The organism is Phytobacter sp. RSE-02 (assembly GCF_040578655.1).
GTDB lineage: Bacteria > Pseudomonadota > Gammaproteobacteria > Enterobacterales > Enterobacteriaceae > Phytobacter > Phytobacter diazotrophicus.
On sequence record NZ_JBEULY010000003.1, the window covers coordinates 221,464 to 243,990 of the forward strand.

Consider the following 22,527-nt stretch of genomic DNA (forward strand, 5'->3'; position numbering starts at 1 on the left):
GAAAATCTCAGGGCATTTCTGGCGGCGTGATCCCGAAGTGGTTCCATGCCCTGACCGTCGCCATGCGGCCACGGGGGGTACGTTGCAGGAAGCCTTGCTGAATTAAAAAGGGCTCCAGCACATCTTCAATGGTTTCACGCTCTTCCCCGATTGCGGCGGCAAGGTTATCCAGCCCTACCGGCCCACCAAAGAATTTATCGATGACCGCCAGCAGCAGCTTGCGGTCCATGTAATCAAACCCTTCCGCGTCCACGTTCAGCATATCAAGCGCCTGCGAGGCGATATCAAGCGTAATCGCGCCATCATGCTTCACTTCGGCAAAATCACGCACCCGGCGCAGCAGACGGTTAGCGATACGCGGTGTGCCGCGCGAACGTCTTGCGACCTCCAGCGCGCCCTCTTCGCTCATCTCCAGCCCCATGTAACGGGCGCTGCGCCCGACAATGTGCTGTAAATCCGCCACCTGATAAAACTCCAGCCGCTGCACAATACCGAAACGGTCACGCAGCGGTGAAGTCAATGAACCTGCACGCGTCGTTGCGCCAATCAGCGTAAAGGGAGGCAAATCAATTTTGATTGAGCGTGCCGCCGGCCCTTCGCCGATCATAATATCGAGCTGATAATCTTCCATTGCCGGATAGAGGACCTCCTCTACCACCGGCGAGAGACGGTGAATTTCATCGATAAACAATACGTCATGCGGCTCAAGGTTAGTGAGCATCGCCGCCAGGTCGCCCGCTTTTTCCAGCACCGGACCAGAGGTGGTACGCAAGTTGACGCCCATCTCATTAGCGACAATATTCGCCAGGGTAGTTTTCCCAAGCCCTGGGGGGCCGAATATCAGCAAGTGATCCAGCGCGTCACCACGCAGCTTCGCCGCCTGGATAAAAATTTCCATTTGCGAGCGCACCTGCGGCTGACCCACATACTCCGCCAGCAATTTAGGGCGGATCGCGCGATCCGCGACCTCTTCCGCATTAATAACGCTGTCGGGGGAGACCAGACGGTCTGCTTCAATCATCCTTTACCTCACAACGCGGCGCGTAATGCTTCGCGGATCAGAGTTTCACTGTTGGCGCCTGGTTTGGCGATTTTGCTAACCATCCGGCTGGCTTCCTGAGGTTTATAGCCCAACGCCACCAGTGCGGCAACCGCTTCCTGCTCTGCATCATCCGCAGCCGGGCTGGCGGGTGATGTCAGCACCAGATCGGCGGCTGGCGTGAACAGGTCGCCATGTAACCCTTTAAAGCGATCTTTCATTTCGACAATCAGTCGCTCTGCCGTTTTCTTGCCAATACCAGGCAGTTTAATCAGTGCCGCAGGGTCTTCGCGTTCGACGGCATTCACAAATTGTTGCGCGTTCATGCCGGAAAGAATAGCCAGCGCCAGTTTTGGCCCCACGCCATTGGTTTTGATCAGTTCGCGAAACAGCGTGCGCTCTTGCTTGTTGTTAAAACCAAACAGCAGATGCGCATCTTCACGCACCACAAAATGGGTGAAGACCACGGCCTCTTTCCCCGCCTCCGGCAGTTCATAGAAACAGGTCATCGGCATATGCACTTCGTAACCCACGCCTCCGACTTCCATCAGGACTAAAGGGGGCTGTTTTTCCAGAATAATGCCTCTGAGTCTGCCTATCACATGACGCTCCTGCGTTAATGGCCGAAGTAAGAATGCTGTATCATAAAAAAAGGCTGGATAGATATCCAGCCGCTTATTGATGAAAAGCGAAGTGTATTAATTTACTGGCCTAATATTGCGCCTGCGCGAGGTCAGCAAGTAGCGTTGGATGCGTCGGGTTCCAGCCCAGTACCGCGCGCGTCTGTTCACTGCTTGCGGCCATATCGAGAGAAGCAAAATCAGCAAACCAGCCAAAATGTTCCCTCGTCCGCGGCTCAGCGGGTACCCCAAGATGTTTACCGATGGCCTGCGCGATATCGCGAAACAGGATGCCCTCTTCCGCCGCCGCGTGATAAACCGCCTGAGTCACCCCCGTCTCCAGCGCTAAGCGATAAAGCGTGGCGGCATCCCGGCGATGCACCGCCGCCCAGCGATTTTCTACGTCCTCAGGCCAGGCCGACACACCCGTTTGCTTCGCAAGGCCCATCAGGATAGGAATAAATCCATGATCGCCCACGCCGTGGACTGTCGGCGACAGGCGTATCGTTGCGGCCCGCACGCCCTTGTCTGCCAGCTCACGGGCCGCAGCCTCAGAACGGCGTGGATACGCTGGCGCGACAAACGGCAGGTCGTTTTCTGTCGCCAGACGTCCTGGGGCAATCATCGCCAGCCCGGAGGTCACCAACAGAGGGCGGTCGCTACCGCGTAGCGCCTCCCCCAGAATCTGGATGGCGCGCTCATCCTGCACGCAGTTCTCACTAAAGCGTGAAAAATCGTGGTTGAAGGCAGTATGGATAACCGCATCGGCACGGCTTGCGCCATCATGCAGCAATTGATGATCGTCCAGCGTTCCCGTGACCACCTGCATTCCCAGAGCCACCAGCGCCTGTGCTTTTTGCGCATTGCGCACCAGCCCGGTAACCTGATGCCCGGCCGCCAGTAGATCTTCAGCAACGGCTGAACCAACCCAGCCAGACGCCCCCGTCAGAAAAACATGCATAGCTCACTCCCCTTGTGTTGACTCATCACGTGATAGTGATGAATATCCTCAGAGGTGAAAAGTAGTGACATTATCGTGATAAGTATAGTCAAACTACAGTGCAATACTGTACCTAATTAACAGTGAAATACACCTACTAAGTAGGTCATCTCAAAAGGTGAAACATTTGGCGATTGTGATACCTCTTCCTACGCCAATATTGAGACTAGTTCTCATTTGTTGATCCTGTTCTATTAGATGTGTTACCAATTGATAGATACCACTTAAGCGACGTTCAAGATCTCTTTTATATCCTGGAGGTGATATATCATTCTTAGTAGATTTTTTATTAAAGCCCCCCTCATAGAATGCATCTAAATAGAGACCCACATCCACAACTACACTTTCCAATGCAATTGTTATTCTTCTGTAAAGATTAAAATGGTCTGATAGCAAACTACCAAATTCATTACTCGAAAAATTAATATCGGTAGCTCTCATTCTAAAAATATCGAACTGAACTTCTTGATTATGTGGGAATATTTTCTCATAAAAAACGTCAGATAACTCTCTATATATATCTACCAACTTAGAGATTAACTCAACCTCTGCTACTCTATCAACCTTACCATTTTCTAGTTTTGAATAAAAAAATGCCAAATGATTTAACCTTTTTTGTAAGGGATTCAAGCATTCACTTAAACCATTGGACACTACGGATTTAATATAGTGATCATTGAGCAATCTAGTCGCAATGTGATAACCATCTTGCTTGCTCTTTTCTTTCCAAAATTCTTTTGCTTTAATTATTGCCAACACTGCTAATAAAGCCAAAACAGTGTCTGCTATAGCTGAAATAAATGAAGAATCAATTCCCTTAGTAATATAAACATCGATAAACATCCAAAATAAAGTACCAAGTGCGAAAAAAAAGCATTTTGGGGAAATGGATTCTAGATTTATATGCTTAATAAAACGCTGTATGTTCATAAAAAAGCATAATCCTTTCATTAAAGAATAAACATAATAATATCAACATTTCCATCAATTACCAAACATTCTTTAACTTCCACCAACCATAATCAATAGTATCTGTAACAACTGCCCCAATGGAACTTGGATCACTACAATCCCAAATGCATCAAGTACTGGAACTATGATCCAGTTATAGAGGATTATCAAACTCAATACGAAACCTAAAAAGTTTCGCCAGTGAAATGAAGTTTTCTCAATTTCTTCCTTGTTAACTTCCATCTGCCCTTCTGCATTAGTTTTTGTAACTTTCTGTTCAACCGTTTTCTTCTTGATGAAGAAGTCAATTCCAGTTTTAATCAAATCAATCAGTATAGTTATCATTCTATGATCCCCACGCAATATACCCAAAAGTGTTTGCCTTTTACAAATAATTTTTTCTCTTCTATCAAGTACACTGATGTTTCATCAGTTCTTAATTTCCATTTCAGTACTGAACCTTCCTGAAATTGTTGTGGCTTCTCATATGCCACATTCATGTAACTACCACATTTGATATCGTTAGCGGTTAGTGCTTTCTTAAATTTCTTACCAAGAAAACAAATATCAATTGGAGTACTGTTAGCGAAGGGTTCAATACCATTCATTTTTATATATGCGGTTTGTTCACCATAATGTTTATCAAATATCATCCACTTGTTACCCTCAAAGTTCCTTTAATACCACTAATTACTAAACGTGCTCCCGTATTGGCTTCTTTATAGAAGTCATAAATGATTTTACGCCTCTTGTCTTCACGTAGCCCAATTACACGTTTTTTATTATTCTTTTTGTTCTTAATGTTCGTATCTACGAGACGCTCTTTATTACCCTGCCTGACGATTTTATAACGGCCTTTCTTGAGGTTTGTATACAGACCAGAAATGTTACCCTGTTTTGTTAATCGTGCTGAACTGGTGGGTACAAACTTACGTACAGTTTCTTCCTTTACGAGAACGTTATATAAGTACTTCGCCTGTAGTTTCTTAACGAAGATTTCACAGGTGACACCAGTACTGGTTTTTTGATAGGTGAACATAACAGCACGATTAGTGAATGGAACCGCACCACGATCAACCGAGTTAGTCATACCTGTCTGTAAATTCTTTGACAGTATCCGAGTACGATTAATGATTTCCTTCTGAAAATTACGGCCTAAATCCTGTCCCGTACTGTTTATGTATCTCTGTACATTACGTATGCCATTTATGCTACTCATTTCTATTCCTTAATTTAAACAGGATAGCAATTCCTGCAAAATCCCATGAAGTCGTTTCTTATCCTTGCCTACGGGTAAACGTGCCTTATGCATCAGAGATAAATTCAGACACTGTGGTTTTAATCCCTCATATAGTATCAATGCAGCCTCAATCAATAGAGTCTCCCGCATTGTTGGGAATGCCCACAGGACAGTTTTTCTGTACTGTTCACCATCAGTAATTTTTTGATTAACTATTTTTGAACTTGATGTGTACTCACGCCATCCATTTTCAATTGAATCAATTTTTAATTTTTTAATGTCTTTCACTCTTTTGTACATCTGTTTACTACCGATATACGTAGAGCCGTCCTCAAACTCAAATAAGTAAACGAATCCACAATAGCTACCATTTGTTAATTCTTCTTCACTCCAGTCTGTTGTGTAGTTCCATTCCATAAATATTCCAATATAACAATTACTATAGGAATATTTATGGACATTAAAGGCAGATTATGGATATACGAAGGTACTAAAGAGTTTCAAACTAAAATGAACTATTTCAGGAATGGGAAGTTTTACCCGTATAAGGATTCATTGGGAAAACTAACGATTGGTTGCGGTCATTTAGTACTGAAAACTGAAAATTTTAGTGATGGCATAACAGAAAAAGAAGCGGATATACTGTTATCACGTGATCTCGCGAATGTTATTTTGGAGGTACAGTCATTGGGATTGAGTGTGCCTGATGACTGGAATGATTTTTTGATCATCATGACATTTCAGTTAGGCATTAATGGTGTAAAGAAATTCAAAAGAATGATGACAGCCTTAAAGGCGAAAAACTACAGGGAAGCAATAGTACAAGCTAAAGACAGTCTTTGGTATCGACAAACACCCAATCGTCTAGATGACATGATTCAACAATTAACTAACAAATAAATAAGGGGCATTATGCCCCTTTTTCATTTTCCAGAATCGTTAAGATACGTTCAATTTTTAAATCGAGTTGATGAATCTGATCTTCCAGATTCTTTAGCGATTTCTTCATCTCATCCTGTTCTGCTTCAAGTCGTGAAATATTACTTTTCTGTAATGCAATTTCAGTCTCTACATTTCCCATTCGATCCAGCAAATCATTTGTATCAGTACTGTTATCCCGATAGATCGTCCACAAAAGCGTACAAAAAGCAACTACACAGGCTGCAATTGTTCCAATGTCCATTTTTAACACCTTATTATTCTAATATTAGTATTTATATTTAATATCCAGTAAAACTGGCTAAAGCAATACGGATTCCATTACCGCCCATCGCTTGTTGATATGTTTTTTGAAACCTGTTGATGTACTGAATCGAGAATGATGTACTGCTATTGCGTTTAATCACGATGCCTGAATATCCAGAAGTAGTACCATCAGTACTGTAATTACCAGGGCATTGACTGATGCAAATCCACGGATTAGTAATTACTGTATTCACAGTTAGAGCATTTTTCAAATCATGTGATGGTGGCACTGTAATGAAATCAGATATACGCGGCATCGTACCTGCACTTGCCGCACTCCATATGAGATTACCGGCTGGATCAAAAACATCCAGATATCCAGACTGAATAGGCGTTGTATTACTACATATCATAAAGCGTCCTGTACCCTGTTCATACATACTCGCTCCAGGAAAACAGTAACTACCATCGGTAAAAAACTGAAACCACTTTAACCCACTCTCGGGGAAAAACGGATATGGTAAATTACCCAACGTACTACCATTACCAAAATCACTAACAATTCTTGAAAAACCAATATCAGACAATGCACCCATCGCTTTTACAGTACTCATCACAACTGATTTGTTCTGAGAGTCAATTGTTAACGCTCCCGCTGAATTATAAAGCTGAAAACCTGCCATAATTACCCCTTACACATCATAGCTATATACGTCAAAATAGAGCGTAGTTGGATAAGTACCACTAGTTGGTAAGTACTGAACTGTAAAAGCATCAGTACCGGGAATACAGTAATAATCATTCCACGGCATATTAGTTCGTAGTACTGCCAACCATCCATTGGGACGCATTGATGGAAATGGTATGCTCCATGTTGTAATTCCTGCTGACACTGCCAGACTGACAGTACCCATAAAACGCATATTGTAATCATTGAGATCAACGGTTAATGTTCCCGTTGCATCCCAGCATTGTAAACCCTGTGCCATTTTTATTTCCCTATTACCATAATCCCATTCGTACACGTAACGTACCATTGTTATCAAATATCTGGATGAGGTTATTACTGATTGTCATTCTTCCAGTACCGCCAGCACCATTAATATATAAATTACCCGCCTTATCCATTAACCATCCAGTACTGTTAGGTACGTAATTATTACTCTGAATGTACTGACCTATTTTTGCGTTAGTGATTTCACCATCAATAATTTTTGCCGAATTAATACTCGCATTGGCGATCTTACCATTGGTAATAGCACCATCAGCAATGTATGCAGTGCCTATCGAACCAGACTGTATAATGGCATTATTGAGATATGTTGTATTTCCAACAATAGCAAATGGAGCTACCGCACCAACTGTTGCACCCGCCGATGGAGCCACTAATAATTTATCTGCAACAAAATAGATAGCACTATTATTTACAGTCCCCTGACTCGCAACAAGCCGAATACCCGATACAACACCATTCGCATTTGCAGAAAGAGTGTAAGATGCATCAACCGTACTTTTATCTGCTTTTGCAGTCATTTGTTGGTTAACACTGGCAATTTGATTATCAGTACTGGCCTTTAGCTGTGTAATCGCCTGTGTTTGTGCGGAATTGTTATCTACAACGGTCTGATTCAATGTAGTGATTTTTGCAGTATTACCATCAACTGTATTTTTCAGTGTATCCACGCGAGTATTGGTATATGCTGTACTCTGGTTAACTGCACTGGATAAGGTTGCATCAAGTTTATTCTGTAAATTAATAACGCTTTCAATCTGTACCGCATCATCCGCAGTAAATTGATAACGTGAATTAATCTGTATCGTCTGTTCGGTACTGTACTGAATACCATCCGTACCGAACATATCAAAAAGACCCATTTTGACTTTATATGTACCATCAACGATATTGGGTACAGAATCAAATGCTGGCTTATTTGAAATGAATGTACGAACCGTATTGCCTGATGTGATCACAAACTCAGCACCTGCATAGTCCGGTAGTTCATTTGGAGTCCATGACACAAAGAGATTACCAAATCCACCCGATATTGTAACACCCTGCACCAGTGGCATTTGTTTATTCTCGACTGTTATTCTCACCTCCTGGCTATATGTAGAGGCAAGATAACCCTGAGCTATAATGCCAATTGTAGGTTTACGAATCTTCCGACTATTGAGAACAAAGGTATAATTAAAACTACTGTCCTGAGTATAGAACGTATCAATAAGGGTATTACCATTATAGATATTAACGATATAGTACTTAAAATAATCAGTAAATGAACGACCATTGACTATTAACGCTTTCTGATTATCCCAACGCAGATTGAAATCTGTCTGATCAGTAATGTATGCAGACTCAGTACTGTTAATAAGTTTCAGTCCTGTTATTGCAGGCAGAAGAAAATTATACCCCGGTATAATACCATTAAGTGTTAATCGTTGGCTGATTAATCCGATGTTATTGAATGCAACGACTGAGAAATCATAAGTTTCAGTGTCGCTTAGACCGAATATCTCGTAATCTGTTTTTAATTTATTTGTACTACCTGCATAACTCCAGACATTGGATGTACTCAATTTATAATACACATAGTAGCCTCGAAGATTTGGATCAACGCTACCAGTCCATGACATGGTGACTACTGAACCAGTACTAATATTCCCCTTACGAGAAACCTGTAAATTCGTTGGAGGCATCACAGTTAATGCTGGAAACTGCATTGAACCCGATGGCGACCATACGCCCGGATCAATACCATCAAATATCGCATCTGGATACTCAACAGCAGTGATTGTTACATAGCCTACACTGTCTTGTTTGGTAGCAACATCTTTTGAGAGAACCTTAAATTTTCCGTTAATTGCCAGTTCTTCATTGCTGACATTTATGGCATCCCATACCTTCAAGTCCCAGCCTTCACTTGTTGTAAATGTAATAGTACGCAAACTGTACTTCGCCTTGAGGACTTCATTGTTCACCATGCGAGATAATGTATCGGTGTCATATACCCATGAATAATCCCGACTGAGCGTGATAACCTGTCCATCTGTCCTGATAGCTTCATCAGTACTGATATCTGATGGAATACGCAATACATCAGTAGTGTACATTGACAATGGATTCGTATATTTCGCATCGATGGTATTAAAATAGTCAGTACTCCCCGATGTACTAATCTGTACCTGACCAAACATGTTTGATTCATCAAATGATGCAACTGACAGTGTTTTACGGTCTGTAGTCATGCAAATCTGACCCGCATGTACATACATGATCCCACCGAAGGATTGCAGTACGTCCTCAATGTTCTGTTTATATGTATTGGAATAGCTCATTGAACCATTTGCATAATATTCCATCTGATTACAATATGCGGCTGTCTCATAAAATGTATCAGTATTAATTAATGCAGGTTCAATCCCCATCCCATATTCTGCATTTGTTAGGTAATCATAAATGATTGATGGGGGATTACTGGTAGCGAATTTAGTACCAGTACTGAAATCATAGATTTCCATACCTTTCATTTCAGTAGTTAATGTGAACTGATCATTAACGAGAAGATTATTTTCCAGAGAATCCTGTGTTTTCTTGATAACAACTGAAATGCTGACAACACCTTTTCCAAGAAATTTATCTGTCCATTTCGGCCCGGCATACTGTTTAGCCAGTGTTTTTGTCGTAGTGTAATCACCACCAAAACGTACTTCGAGCTGTAGTATGTCCCGATACTTACTGGCAATGCTCGCCTTTGGTACTACACCATCTGATGTGATCGGTACTGCAATGACAGGTTCATTATCGATATAGATTTGTTCAATATGCTTCTGCACACCTGCCATACACACAGCCTGTTCACTGAACAGGTACTGTGAACTGCCATCCGGGATGTTGTACCAGGCAACAATAGAACCGACCAGTATGAATGCTCCCCCACTGATACCGTTCTTATGGGGTAACTGACCACCGTACAGTACTGGTAGTCCGGTCGTGGGAGACGTCGATCTACTCAAACTTTCTGCCACATCCCCATAGTTCTGTACTCCCAACTGACTCAACATTGATGTAGCAACCAGACTTACGGCGGCACTGGCAGCCCCCCATCCAATAGCCGCTAATGCTGTACCACCAGAGAAGTACACAGCCGCTGCCACGATGACGCCCGTTATTACTGCGGAGAAAAACCCGCCTAAACTCTTACCCATTTAAGTTTTCCTTACTCTGTAATATTTCCCATCCGTGGGTTTTTGTATTAACTGAAAGTGTTCATGTTTATCATCGATTCCCAACAGGCGACCCGATACAACCACACCCATAGTCAGGGGATTATCTGAATCTAACCAGATATCGCCATCAATAGTATGTGTAACCTCATCACAATAAGTCTGTACTATCTGACCAGTATGGTCCCAGCCATCAGTATTTAAACCCTTAATACCCGCTTTGATAGTTTTATATTTCCTGTCAGAGAATGTAGTCCCAGCGAAGAGATCAATTACTTTCAGTACTGTCATATTACAGTCATTATCACAAAGTTTGTGGGGGTTATCTATTGCGTACTGAATAATGTCCATTAATTGATTATGTAAATTCATTATTTGTATTTCCATGTCTGGTTTTGATTCACCTGCCCCAACAAACTAAAGTACGCATCTGATGGATAATATGACTGATATACAGAATTCGCGGCAATCATTGGAGGTTGTCTGTCCAGTTTTTTATAGACTGAGTTTATATAGACAGTCATTTCATTTTTCATATCATTTGGTTCCGCTACAGCCTGGATATAGTCAATAAAACCACTAAACATGAGCATTGAATAAAGTACTGTACTGTCAAACGGATTCAGAATGGCTAACGTAATATTCATCTGTGCATCCTTGAGAAATCCACCAAGGGCAAGTTGTCGTACTGATGTATTGACATTACTGATTTTCATATTGATAGCGTCATTGCTGATGCCTTTCTGTTCAGTGAACGATGGTAATGAATCAGTCACAACATCTGGAAAACTAATATAGTTATTCCCATTCAATACAATATCTATGAGTCCATCTGTCCAGTGAAATGCACTGTATCCCTTTGGTAATACATCAAAACAGATCACATGAACACCCAGTGACATAAGTTCAGTTATCGTCAATTTTGTCTTATTACCGCCGCGAACGAGATTCCAGTACTTTAATAGCTGTGTATCCGTTAATATATTTTCATCCATTATATGATATTCTCCATTGCCTTGAGTTGAAGGTTCATGACATTAGTGATACCCATCGTGTAATCATTATCAGGATCTAGTACTGCCTCAATCATTAGATTGTTATAGGTAATGGGTTCATTAATCTGCACGGTATTCTGTAATGCGGGGAACAGCGTTAATGAGGTATCAGTACGGTCAATGATTCGGTAAATTTTATTATGATTCTGAAACTGAATCAGTTCACCTACTGCCATTGAATTGGCATTTGTACTGACAATGCGTGTACCTTTATTCGCTACTGACTTGCTCTCTAGTGCACCTGTCTGTGCTCCCTGATACATACCCATATGACCTAAAGAAAGCGTGAAGGGTTTGCCCTGTGAGTGCTCTGCAATAAAACTCATAACTTCATTTCGGTCTTTAACATTAAACGTTAATTGAAATGAAATTTGATAATACTGAATCCCAGTACTGCGAATAATCCGTTGACCTGTCCAAGATTTGTTGGAGTACATCGGTTCAGTACTTTTAATTTGCACATTGTTTATTTTGATTTTATTAGTAAAAGATGTCATGATCTCTCCCTGTCTTCTTATACTGAGTATTTATACGATGGATTTAATAATTGAATTTAATAAAACCATATTACCCATATTGAATATCATTGCGTTTCCGATATTACTTCTGATTATCAATATTTTTGTGGTTTATAGATCAGGTAATTTCGGTCTGGTATCAAACAAGATTTGGAATTTTTTCATAGGTGAGAAAAAATACTTTGATGAAGCACTGGACAAGCTTGAACAAGCAGAACATGATGTCGCCAGGTTTAATTTTAAAAACAACCTAAAGTTCACGGAAAAATCACAGATACTTACATTCATCGATACTATAAAGAAATATGACATCGATATTTCTGTATATGTTGGTTTACGGCGTTACTATAATCCTAAAACTGATAAAGTTAAGAAATACAAATCAAAAGATATGGCTACTTCTGTTTTCATTTTCATACTTATGTTTTTAATACTTTTACCACTTATGATCGCTGCTGCAATTGTAAAGGCACCACGAGGTTTTGAATTGTTTACAGTTCTCTTCTACATAGTTTCAATGACATTTTTTAGTTTCCTTACTTTTTCAGATATTTTAGAAAAACTGAAAGCAAGGCGAGCCAGAAAACAAATTTATGCTAAAAAAAGTAAGTACAGGAAGCGGAAATCGTGACGCATCTTTATGTATTACGTCTCTGTGCTGTACGTACTGCCTGATTAACGCTATTAGCATGTTTCTTTAGCATCTCATTGAATCTGGCATCACTACCAGACACATCCCCCTGTACGATAAGCGGAGCATTGATTGTGATTTCACCACCAGTACTGTTACTCTTCTCCTGATTATCAAGGAAAGATGTCAGTTTCTTGTTCGCTTCTGGCTGAACCACACGCTCACCCGCTTTCAGTACGAATGACTTGTTATCATAGCTTGCGGGGAGTTCATCAACACCGCCATGAAACTGACCTGATGAAGCACCTTTAGCAGTACTGATAATACTCATACCGAGTGAAAGTACTTTAGCGTAACTCGCTAATGATGCCGGGAACGGCTGTGCCAGTGCCTGTGCCAGTGCTGACTGAATTGACAGTACTGTCTGTGCGATTGTGATCCCGCGACTGACCATGAATGCGGCTTTGGCTGCACCTGAACTCTCACCAAATGCGGCAACCATCGCACCAGAAAGACTTTTTGCGGCATCACTAAAAATACTCAGTTCAGCCTGTGAATGCTGGTAACTGATATCGATCGCCTTAGCGTTGTATTTTGCAGTAATTTCCGCTTTGCGTTTCTCATAATCTTCATGGCCTTTCAGTAACATATCATTCTGAGCTAGTTCAAGATTCATCGCATCAGTGTTATCTTTCTGTAATTGTGCCGTGTTGTCATAGGCAAAAGGATTATCACCATTAGTACGTTCATTCTGTTGATCAGCGAGAAACGTTTTTTGCTTGTCATTGAGATTACCACTCTCAATAAGATTGTTTGTATCTCTCAATGGTTTGTTAGGATCTGAATATCCAATCATCTGATTAACCATTTCAGTACGTTTTGCTGCTGCACTTACCTTTTGATTATTCAGGTACTGTTCCAGTTCACTTTTGGACAGTCCAAGTGTTTTTGCACTGGCATTGATTGATTTGACTAATTCATCCTGTTGTCTGCCGAATTCTGATAACAGACGGGCATTGCTATCAATGGTCATATCTGAAATCGCCTTGTTCAGAACCTTACGTGCTGCAATCTCTTTATCCGCACGTGCCTTAGCTTCTGCTGCGGCTTTTTTCGCTGCTTCTTCGGCTTTCTTCCTGGCATCTTCGGCATCTTTATTGAGTTGTTTGTTCAGATTTTCACGTTTTTCTTTTACACCTGCATTCCATTGCTCTAATGCAGTATTCATTTCAGAAGTACTGCCATGATAAGCAGAGTATAATGACTTCTTGATTGCATCCTTCATTTGTGAATCTTGTGTTTTTAAATCACTAAGTTGATCCAGGATCTTCTGTCGTGAAGTTTGCAATGGCTTCATTGCATTTTTTAATGTATTCGCATCACTACCATCCGTCGCTGGTTTAAATGCCTTTGACATATTATCATTAACATCACTGGTATATTTTTTTAGTTCTTCACTCTTCTTTTTGGCTGAGTCAATTGCCTTTTGTTGATCTGCTGCTAACTGAGCACCATAGATTGATGAGTTTCTCAGTAATTCATTCTGAAAACCCTTTTGATAGTCTTCGACTTGTTTAATACCTTCCTGACTGGTCGCATAGGCAGAATCAGATATCGGAGCACTATTAATAATACTGGTCATCAGGTCAAGAATATCAGCTAATCTGTCTGCTATTGGAGCCAGTACTGCATAGTTCCATTTCTCCCATGCATTTGATAAATTATTAGTAGAATCGCGGTACTTTTCAAATGATGCACTTTGTTCATCCGTTAATTGTACGGTTTGTTTACTTAATGCTATCTGATATTCCTGTTCTGAATTGTACTGACTCAGTACCGGTAATCTTTTTGTCATGTCATTACCGATTGTCTCAGACATGTTCACCAGTTGTTGAGTACTATAACCCTGTGCTTTTGCAGCAAAGTAAATTTTTGCGAATACATCATCACCTGCTGCCGCCATTTTTTGTAACTCGACAATATTCAAACTCAATGGTTTAATAACATCGGTATACATAGAACCGCCAGCATTGAATAATCCATCCTGTAATTTGTCTTTCAGATCTTTTTGCTGGTCTGCTACGTTCTCCATAGTAAGACCGACTTTTGCGTACATATTTGCCATTTGCTGAATTTGACTCAGACTCGTCAAACTCAGACTCGCTGCCTGGAAAACTTCAAAAGACTTTTCAGCACTGTCCATTACACGTGAAAACGTTAATGCAATACCCGCTCCCGCTACAGCTACTGTACCAGCGAGACCAGTAAAGGCTAATCCGGCTTTACCCATGCCACCACTTAGCGTACTGGTAAATTCCTCAACAATACCGCCACTTTGAGAACCAAATTCATCAAGTGATTGAGTGCCTCGTCTTAATGCTCTTTGTAATGGAGTAATATCACCATCCAGCGTAACTCTAATATCATTATTATTTGCCATTATTTTTCCCTAAAGCAATTTTCCTTATTTGCTCTCCAAGTGATGTAATATCATTGATTTGTTTCTCTTTTATCTTTTCTAAATGACGTTCATGACGTTCTTTAGTCGTGAGGTTTTCACCATCTATAATCTCTAGAAAATCGAAATCAGTAATTTTCAAACCTTTTCGAAATGATTCTGTGAGATTTGGATTTGATATTGCCTCTGAATAACATCGGTGAGCATGAAATAACATATCCATTTTAGTACCAGACGGTTCAATATATGCGTCATATACCATTAATGCTTCAAGCACATCAGGATCTAAATTATTAAATTCATTTGGACTCAGACCCCGTTTATTCACCATCTTACAAAAGTAATTCAGATACTGATCACTTCTTACTTTTTTTCGATTTCATCAACTTTATCAGCAGAGACAAGATCCATAATCCCCATATAGATTTTATTTGCCATTTTAAAATCGATACTATTAACGTTAATACGCCCTTCCACATCTTCTGTACTGAAAACGGGATCACCATTTTCATCTTTAACGCATAAGACTAAAGTACTTTCAAGAGATTTACATTCCGGTAGATCACGTTGTGTCGGACGATGAATCTGTACGGTAATACCCGGTTCAATTTCAAAAGTATGTAGGGTTGGTTTTAATTTTTGCTTTAATTGTTCAATATTCATATTATTACTTCCATAAAAAAAGGTAAGGATTATTCCTTACCTTATTTATTAGTTCAGTATTATACAGTTGGTAGAATACCCGCCTGAATCGCCGCACCATCAACTGCAAGATTGAAGGTTTTGGTCACGACTGCATCTTTATCACCCGCCAGGGTAGTACTTGACACAAAGCATGTATAGATTACATAGAAACCATCGGTATGTGTTGAGTCATTGAAATATTCAATCTTTATCTGACAGCGTTTCTGCTCGTCAGCAAGCGTTTCAAGTAACTTATGTACTGTATTGTCAGGTAAGTAGTTAACCGTCAATTCAATATCGGGAATTGATTTAGTACCTAAAAGTTTACGATTATATGCACTATTAAAAGTGACCACGTCGATTACAGTACTTTCAAAGCCTGATGTAGTGAATACACCAACTTCCGGTACAACCTGAAAATCAGTTGCGACTGTAGGGGCAGCATTACCGATACTAACAGCGAGGTTAGCACCAGAAAAAACATCCATTGCCATTTTATATCCTTATATAAGTTTATTGGGAATTCCTTTCCCTTATTTATTAATTTTTAGTTCTGAAATTTCACTTTCAAGATTGTCTATCTTATCTAACAGGTATTGCAGTACTGGAGGAACATTAGCCATTAACATTCCAAGCTGATCTACCTGCAATACATTTTCAATATCGTCAATTGTGAGTTTTGTTTCAGTAACGTATTTTGGGTTTACCTCATCAGCAATAATACCGCGTCCATCTTTACCATATGAAAATTTATAATCATACGTTTTCCATGATTTCACTTCATCAATTGCATCTTCAACTGTAATAGGTACTATATCTGTTTTAATACGACGATCTGAAATTGGTGCATAGGATTTAGCAAGGAAAGTAACCAAATCGAATGTACCTGAATGACTCCATGTAGGCCCGGCAATATTTGCTGTGGTATAGAACGTTGATGTACCTGATACTAAGTTTCCATTAGCAACGATATCACCATTTTTTGTGAATGTAACACGTCCAGTTTCAGCACCATTCTGTGCCACATTAGCAAAAACAAATCCACCAGGATTACCTAACCCCTGATTGTTAATTAAATATGCTGAACCGCTACCAGCCACACTATTCCAGTTAAGATGTAAACCCTGTGGAGTTACACTATTATCACTAAGAAAAACACCTCCCGCCGCAACTGAACCATTTAAGTTTGATTTACCATAAACAGTTAATGTATCAGAAGATTCAAGTTTTGGAGACATAAATCTACCATCACTAAGAAATCTAAAGAATTGTGCTGTAGAACCGGGAACAAGTGCAAGATATGCATATGAACCAAAATTACTATCATAACGATGTGTTAGATAGGTATAGTGTGGAGTTAAAAACCCACTATAAGCAGATATAAGCTTTCCAGCATCAATGTTAGTTGCAGATGTTCCAGAATCAATTGTAGCTTTGATATCACCGATAACAGTACCGCCAGTTTTACCATTAATTGTATTTAACCGCGAGTCATTGCCTGCTGCAACAGTATTAGCTACTGTGCCAATATTCAATACTGATGAGTTACCAAGTCCTAAGTTTGTTCGTGCTCCTGCTGATGTATTTGCACCAGTACCACCACTATTAATTGATAGTGGAGTTGATAAATTTAGCACTGGTATATTAACTTCACTTGCAGTAAAACCAATAACACCATTACCTACTGATGTATTTCCGCCAACTGCATAAATCCGTGAATCATAATCAATATTATTTCCAGAAGTGTGAAAATCAATAATTTGCGTAGTTGACTTATCCAAAAATCCAACTTCAAGACCAGAATTCGCATATAGTACGCTTTCAAAAACCTGAGTTGATTTCCATGTATTGCTATTACCCAATACGGGTACAGTATTACCACTGTTACCAACGTTAAATTGTGCGGCTGTACCAAGACCTAAATTCGCTCTTGCAGTACTGACATTTGCTACATCAGATAGATTACTTGATATCTTTAACTGAGCATCATTGGTTACATTACCCAAGCCTACATCGGCCTTAGTGACTACGACATTACCCGATAATGGATGATCATTAACTGTAGTAATTTTATCGACATACTTAGCAGTTGTTTCAGCCTTACTGTATACGTCAAGATTAGTTCTGGCAGTACTGGCATTAGCCACATCTGCGAGATTCGCTGAGATCTTCAACTGTGGATCATTGGTCACAGTACCCAATCCTACATCGGCCTTTGATAACGACACGTCAGTACTAAGCGAATAGCCATTGATAGTTCTGCTCATTGGCACATACTGCCCTGCGATCTGTGTCGCTGTCAGTATGCGGGACCAGGCAGTAGAGGCATTCTTCGCATAAATCGCGAGTGCTCCACTTTTACTGATTGCCAGTGAACATACTGAGTTTACATCCACCAGACCAATTCCAAGCATATCAGCACCCACTGGATTACCATCCTGATTAGCCGGAACCTTGATAAAACTGTTACCTGTGGGTACGTCTGCTATGTACTGTGGTACGTCTACACCATTCGATCCGATGCCATAGTCGCCCTGGAAAACAGCGACTAATGCATTAATCGTTGTTGAACGTGCAATGACATCTTCTGGTGTAAATGTATAGGTTTTTGTCAGTACTGAATCCTTATCACCATTAATAATTGACGCCGTAATGGAACCATTCACGATTGCATAATCAATAGTACCTTCACTTTGTCTGTAATTGAGTACAACCTGAAATTCCTGTCCAGATTCGCCCATTTGATCCAGGTACTGATGTGATTCATCATCCGGTATGTAATTCACAACAATGCTAAAGGGATCTATTCCCTGCTCTGCCATGAGTTTTGTTTCATATTCGCTATCATATGTTTCAATAGACTGTGTACTGGAATTAATTTTCAGTACTGGAAATGCGGCAATTTCATTAATAAGAAGATTACCCGCTCCCTGTGGGGATGTATTACCCGTGTCACTATTGACATATAATTTAAAATTCAAACCTGTATATATGTCTGTCATAGTAAATCCTTGTTATTGTTTTTCGATTACTATGATATTTATTGTAAAAACCAGACTTACTGAACCCGTTGTAGGATCGGTAACTATGTCACTCTGCTCATATGAATAACCTATCAAAACTAAATTATTATCCCGGAAAGCCTGCCCTTTCTGTTCATCAAATACTGTAATTATTTCATCATATGTGAGTGAAGGGGCTGTACTGCCATTTGTCGGATTCGGTGAAACCAGATACTGAACAGTAATGTTTGCCTGATAACGCTGATTAGTACCGAAATTAATACTCTGTTTACTAAAGTTAAATGCAATTTCTTCAAAAATATCACTGTCACGTGACGTTTTGAGATTTTTTGTACTGTTAATCAGTTTCTTCATTGTTTGGCGTACATTGACGATAAGCTGTGACATTAATAGTCCTCCGCGAAGTGTTGTCCTTCCAAAGTGCGGTAATAGATATCCACTAAACCGGACAGGTCATCGACAATGTTATAGACTGTGTATTTTACGTCCCGAATAAGCAGTACTGAACCGATAGTGACGGTACTGATATCTGATTTTTTTACCGTGCAATATGTTTCATATGATTCGATGAAAGCACCACTACCGCTGGATACAGTTACGGGAACCATTTCAAGAATGGCCCTGAAAGTGGTTCCCTTTTCTGTTTGTACTGTTTCACCGAAAGCATTTATGAACACATCACACTGTGATGGTTTAAATGCTCGCATATGTTATGCACTAACTTTAATTACACGGAATGCTTCTGGATTGGTGAGTGCAAAATCGATATCAGCCCACACACGAGCAATAACAGAACCACGATTACGATTAGTTGTATCATCCATATCGAGTTCTAAACTGTCACCCCATTGAGCAATCGCCAGTTTTGAAAAGTCACCGAGGATCACGAAGTCACCCGCACCAGCCAGTACTTTACTGTCATAGGCAGGTACACCACAAAGGTCACCGTCATCAAACAAATACACAGCGGCGGTATTCGTACCACGTAATGTAGTACGTAGTGTCGCTTTAGTAGATGGGGACATTACAGCACTGATATTACCGAAGTTTACACCCTCATCACCCAGCTCACCCTGTGCTTCAACGATACTGTCATAATCATATGCAGTGACTGTTTTAACATGGCCTGCTGCAATAGCTGCATCCACTACTGCTTTCATAATGATGGTTTCAAGACGTTCTGCGGAACCCGCAACAATAGCCTGAGAAACAATCTGTTCAATCTGAGGACAGGATTTCACGACTGTACGCGATAACGGTACTGAACCCGTGAAGGTACGTGGTTTCATCAGTACTGATTCAAAGTTCGCGTCAACTTCTGGTGATACGCCATTCTCCGCAATGAAATCGAAGGTTTTAGTGAAATCACCGGATAGTTTTGGTAATGCGATTTCTGAGGTTAAACCAGTGTACATCTGTACCGGAAAGTTTTTTAAGACACTGTTTGCACGTAGTACATCAATAAATGAACCGTACAGTACATCAGTATGAATAACATCTTTCGCTGTCGCAGTTGTCACACCAGCACGAATGAAATCAGCATTACTGATGATGACACCATTTTTACCGTACTGTGCGTCTGTATTTTTTCCATCGAGCATATTACGCATCAATGCGTTTAGAGAAAATTCCATTTTTTTATCTTCCTTGATAGTTGTATTTTTATTCATGACCTGGCGTTTAAATCCATCAATGGATAAACCAGATTTAATTGCCTCATCACGAATGGAATCGGCTGTATTAAACGCACGTGAAATGGCGTTTATTTCATTTATACGTTCGTCTTCCTGAACATCCTGTTCTGGTTCAGACTCTGTATTTATTGATTCTTCTGTTTCAGTACTGGATTCCTGTTCAGCATTTGCTTCTGTTAGTTCAGTACTGGATTCTTGTTCTGTATTTGTTTCTTCTAGTTCAGCACTTGATTCTTGTTCATCATCCGTATTAGTTTCTAATGCCCGACCGATACCGACTTCATTATCTGCGGGTACTGTAACCATGCTGATTTCATAAGGTTCCCATTGAGTAATGATTAAATCATTCCCGGCAATTTGATAATCCAGAATTGAGTACCCTACTGAAACCTTCTGTAATGTACGCTCCTGCACCATCGCATATTTTTCAGCACCCAAACCTACAGAACTGAAACGGACTAATGCACGTCCTACACGGTCTGAATCGATGGTTGCTGATTCAATAGTTCCGATATGTGCATCCATATTATGATTGAATAATAAGGCTGCACCTGAATTTAAACGGTCCAGTAAAACATTCTCAGTACCGTGAAGAAGGATTTCATTGTATTCCTGACCACCAATATTACGAGTTACTGGCGTTTCAGAACTGAATGCTAACAGGACAGTAGTACTGTCATTATCTGAGAGACTATTTTCACTCGTTAGTGTCATCTCCCGTTTCTGTGTTTTGTTTATTTCCATCTGAACTTCCCTGTTCAATATTTGTTGTTGTATTTATTCCCTTCTCCCTTTCAAGTTCTTCAAATACGTGTTGTGGCTCCATGCCTAAATCACGGATTATCTGAGAACGAGATTTAACACCCATGTTTAGAAGTACCTGCTCGTACTGAGCATCTTTCACTGGATCGAGACTGATGGGTTTAACTGTTATAAAGGTACAATTTGCAATATTTTCAAAATCCACAAATGACAGATTATTCAGTTCTGTCACCATCAGTCGTTTAATAAACTCGCGGTAGATCGGTCTGAGTACTTTACTGATGAGTAAATTACTGCGGGTTTTAAAACCCTCCCGTGATATCCGATCTGCCATTTTCGCAGCACTGAATGATGCGTTTTGGGTGTCACCAGTAAGCATAGATTTGGGTACACCCAGACCAGTACTGATAGTGGTGAGTACTGCATCACTGAATTCGGTTATCTTGTCCGTGCCTGCGGTCGGATTCAGCGTCTGAATGTTCTGACCAGGCTGTAACTCTTTTATGGTTCCAGGTTCAAAGTACTCTATGTGTTCACGTGGTTCAGATTCAGTGTCGAGTAGTTCATCCTGAGTGGTATCACTGTTAGTGACAAAACCCATAGCCGAACTGGCTATTTTCTTCTGAATAACTGCCGCTTCGTTATAACTGTTAAAGTCCTCAAGCGTTTTGAACACGCTGATACAGTCAGGGAATCCGCGTTCCTGCCCTGCATACTCTGGTACGAAGTAATGAAGGATCTCATCTGCCGGAACACGTTCAGTACTGGAAGCATTAACCGTGTAATTCAGTGGGTTGATATCTGCTATATGGTAAGCCAGCACTTTCCCGTTACGATCACGTTCAATACCATTACTGATATAGGAACCGTTATTGAGTAGTTCATTTTTGGTACCAGGAATACGGGCCGCATCTATGACTGATATCTGTAGTTCCCGTCCCGGATGGATACGAATAAAACATTCACCATCGGTAGCTCGTGTACGTTCTACAAGTGCCTGAAATATATCGAATGAGAGAGTACCATCCAGTGAAAAACGTGAGGCATCAGAAGCCCATTCATAGAACATTTTCTCCAGACGATCCGCCAGTTCCTGATTTGTCTGTTCACCCATTATCGGGGCTGGCCTGACAGTGATCCCATCAGCACCGGCTACAGCATTTGAACTCATCTGTACGTAACGGCGGGCATAGGGGTTCTGTAGCGTCAGAGAACGGGATGCATCACGTAATGCTGTCAGTGACTGTCGCAGCACTGCATTGATATTAACGTTCTGAACCCCCGTACCATATGTACCGAGAATGCGTGTAGGCAATCCTGTTAAAGAACGGGTTTCACTTTTGAATTCCGAGGTACTGTTATGCGTTCTGTTCTTTCTGGCTGGTTTTGATTGTGGCAGTTCCGGTTGTGGATGAGTCTGCCGTGTATTAAAAGGCCACATTT

The 22,527-nt window shown here is 40.7% G+C and carries 25 protein-coding genes; 2 read left to right on the forward strand and 23 right to left on the reverse strand.

The window, feature by feature from the left end; translation table 11 throughout:
- Positions 1-7: 7 nt before the first annotated feature.
- From ruvB to ABU190_RS07935, 8 genes are all read right to left on the reverse strand, one after another.
- Entirely contained in the window at positions 8-1,021 is a 1,014-nt protein-coding gene (gene ruvB / locus ABU190_RS07900) for a Holliday junction branch migration DNA helicase RuvB (protein WP_039078725.1), read from the reverse strand.
- 8 nt (positions 1,022-1,029) lie between these two features.
- Complete coding sequence (gene ruvA / locus ABU190_RS07905) at positions 1,030-1,641, reverse strand: Holliday junction branch migration protein RuvA (RefSeq protein WP_039078724.1); 612 nt, start codon at positions 1,639-1,641, stop codon at positions 1,030-1,032.
- Between the two features lie 109 nt (positions 1,642-1,750).
- Positions 1,751-2,620, reverse strand: a complete 870-nt coding sequence (locus ABU190_RS07910) for an SDR family oxidoreductase (RefSeq protein ID WP_354690945.1) — start codon at positions 2,618-2,620, stop codon at positions 1,751-1,753.
- Positions 2,621-2,770: 150 nt separating this feature from the next.
- Complete coding sequence (locus ABU190_RS07915; protein WP_354690946.1) at positions 2,771-3,589, reverse strand: hypothetical protein; 819 nt, start codon at positions 3,587-3,589, stop codon at positions 2,771-2,773.
- Between the two features lie 72 nt (positions 3,590-3,661).
- On the reverse strand, positions 3,662-3,955 hold the full coding sequence (locus tag ABU190_RS07920) for a hypothetical protein (protein WP_354690947.1): 294 nt from the start codon (positions 3,953-3,955) through the stop codon (positions 3,662-3,664).
- Entirely contained in the window at positions 3,952-4,263 is a 312-nt protein-coding gene (locus ABU190_RS07925; RefSeq protein ID WP_354690948.1) for a hypothetical protein, read from the reverse strand. The genes ABU190_RS07920 and ABU190_RS07925 overlap by 4 nt, the downstream gene beginning before the upstream one ends.
- Complete coding sequence (locus ABU190_RS07930; RefSeq protein WP_354690949.1) at positions 4,260-4,829, reverse strand: hypothetical protein; 570 nt, start codon at positions 4,827-4,829, stop codon at positions 4,260-4,262. Before ABU190_RS07930 ends, ABU190_RS07925 begins: the two co-directional genes overlap by 4 nt.
- 9 nt (positions 4,830-4,838) lie before the next feature.
- A complete protein-coding gene (locus ABU190_RS07935; protein WP_354690950.1) occupies positions 4,839-5,267 on the reverse strand; it encodes a hypothetical protein in 429 nt (142 codons plus the stop codon).
- A gap of 36 nt (positions 5,268-5,303) precedes the next feature.
- Here ABU190_RS07935 and ABU190_RS07940 point away from each other — a divergent pair, with 36 nt between their 5' ends.
- Positions 5,304-5,750 (forward strand): glycoside hydrolase family protein, encoded by a 447-nt coding sequence (locus tag ABU190_RS07940; protein WP_354690951.1) that lies wholly within the window; start codon positions 5,304-5,306, stop codon positions 5,748-5,750.
- 10 nt (positions 5,751-5,760) lie between these two features.
- Here the strand turns inward: ABU190_RS07940 and ABU190_RS07945 are convergent, their stop codons facing one another.
- The 7 genes from ABU190_RS07945 to ABU190_RS07975 are packed head-to-tail and all read right to left on the reverse strand — an operon-like array spanning position 5,761 to position 11,811.
- Positions 5,761-6,033, reverse strand: coding sequence for a hypothetical protein (locus tag ABU190_RS07945; RefSeq protein ID WP_103245541.1), 273 nt, complete (start codon positions 6,031-6,033; stop codon positions 5,761-5,763).
- Between the two features lie 37 nt (positions 6,034-6,070).
- Positions 6,071-6,718 carry a hypothetical protein gene (locus ABU190_RS07950; protein WP_354690952.1) on the reverse strand — a complete coding sequence of 216 codons (648 nt, stop codon included), beginning with the start codon at positions 6,716-6,718 and terminating at the stop codon, positions 6,071-6,073.
- A 9-nt stretch (positions 6,719-6,727) separates the two neighbouring features.
- Positions 6,728-7,024 (reverse strand): hypothetical protein, encoded by a 297-nt coding sequence (locus tag ABU190_RS07955; RefSeq protein ID WP_354690953.1) that lies wholly within the window; start codon positions 7,022-7,024, stop codon positions 6,728-6,730.
- 13 nt (positions 7,025-7,037) lie between these two features.
- Positions 7,038-10,241, reverse strand: coding sequence for a fibronectin type III domain-containing protein (locus ABU190_RS07960; RefSeq protein WP_354690954.1), 3,204 nt, complete (start codon positions 10,239-10,241; stop codon positions 7,038-7,040).
- The gene (locus ABU190_RS07965) at positions 10,242-10,631 is read right to left on the reverse strand and encodes an ornithine carbamoyltransferase (protein ID WP_354690955.1); all 390 of its coding nucleotides are present in this window, start codon (positions 10,629-10,631) and stop codon (positions 10,242-10,244) included.
- Entirely contained in the window at positions 10,631-11,254 is a 624-nt protein-coding gene (locus ABU190_RS07970) for a DUF2163 domain-containing protein (protein WP_354690956.1), read from the reverse strand. The genes ABU190_RS07965 and ABU190_RS07970 overlap by 1 nt, the downstream gene beginning before the upstream one ends.
- Positions 11,254-11,811, reverse strand: a complete 558-nt coding sequence (locus ABU190_RS07975; RefSeq protein WP_354690957.1) for a hypothetical protein — start codon at positions 11,809-11,811, stop codon at positions 11,254-11,256. Before ABU190_RS07975 ends, ABU190_RS07970 begins: the two co-directional genes overlap by 1 nt.
- A gap of 37 nt (positions 11,812-11,848) precedes the next feature.
- Between ABU190_RS07975 and ABU190_RS07980 the strand changes: the two genes are divergently transcribed.
- Positions 11,849-12,463, forward strand: a complete 615-nt coding sequence (locus tag ABU190_RS07980; protein ID WP_354690958.1) for a DUF6216 family protein — start codon at positions 11,849-11,851, stop codon at positions 12,461-12,463.
- A gap of 7 nt (positions 12,464-12,470) precedes the next feature.
- Here the strand turns inward: ABU190_RS07980 and ABU190_RS07985 are convergent, their stop codons facing one another.
- The 8 genes from ABU190_RS07985 to ABU190_RS08020 all read right to left on the reverse strand — a co-directional run bounded on the left by ABU190_RS07985 (position 12,471) and on the right by ABU190_RS08020 (position 22,525).
- A complete protein-coding gene (locus ABU190_RS07985; protein WP_354690959.1) occupies positions 12,471-14,903 on the reverse strand; it encodes a hypothetical protein in 2,433 nt (810 codons plus the stop codon).
- Complete coding sequence (locus ABU190_RS07990) at positions 14,893-15,252, reverse strand: hypothetical protein (RefSeq protein ID WP_354690960.1); 360 nt, start codon at positions 15,250-15,252, stop codon at positions 14,893-14,895. Before ABU190_RS07990 ends, ABU190_RS07985 begins: the two co-directional genes overlap by 11 nt.
- Positions 15,253-15,284: 32 nt before the next feature.
- A complete protein-coding gene (locus tag ABU190_RS07995; protein WP_354690961.1) occupies positions 15,285-15,584 on the reverse strand; it encodes a hypothetical protein in 300 nt (99 codons plus the stop codon).
- 59 nt (positions 15,585-15,643) lie between these two features.
- Entirely contained in the window at positions 15,644-16,099 is a 456-nt protein-coding gene (locus ABU190_RS08000; RefSeq protein ID WP_354690962.1) for a phage tail tube protein, read from the reverse strand.
- A gap of 39 nt (positions 16,100-16,138) precedes the next feature.
- Positions 16,139-18,607 carry a tail fiber domain-containing protein gene (locus tag ABU190_RS08005; RefSeq protein WP_354690963.1) on the reverse strand — a complete coding sequence of 823 codons (2,469 nt, stop codon included), beginning with the start codon at positions 18,605-18,607 and terminating at the stop codon, positions 16,139-16,141.
- Between the two features lie 12 nt (positions 18,608-18,619).
- The gene (locus ABU190_RS08010) at positions 18,620-19,015 is read right to left on the reverse strand and encodes a hypothetical protein (RefSeq protein WP_354690964.1); all 396 of its coding nucleotides are present in this window, start codon (positions 19,013-19,015) and stop codon (positions 18,620-18,622) included.
- 323 nt (positions 19,016-19,338) lie between these two features.
- The gene (locus ABU190_RS08015) at positions 19,339-21,066 is read right to left on the reverse strand and encodes a phage major capsid protein (RefSeq protein ID WP_354690965.1); all 1,728 of its coding nucleotides are present in this window, start codon (positions 21,064-21,066) and stop codon (positions 19,339-19,341) included.
- Positions 21,020-22,525 carry a phage portal protein gene (locus ABU190_RS08020; RefSeq protein WP_354690966.1) on the reverse strand — a complete coding sequence of 502 codons (1,506 nt, stop codon included), beginning with the start codon at positions 22,523-22,525 and terminating at the stop codon, positions 21,020-21,022. Before ABU190_RS08020 ends, ABU190_RS08015 begins: the two co-directional genes overlap by 47 nt.
- Between the last annotated feature and the right edge of the window lie 2 nt (positions 22,526-22,527).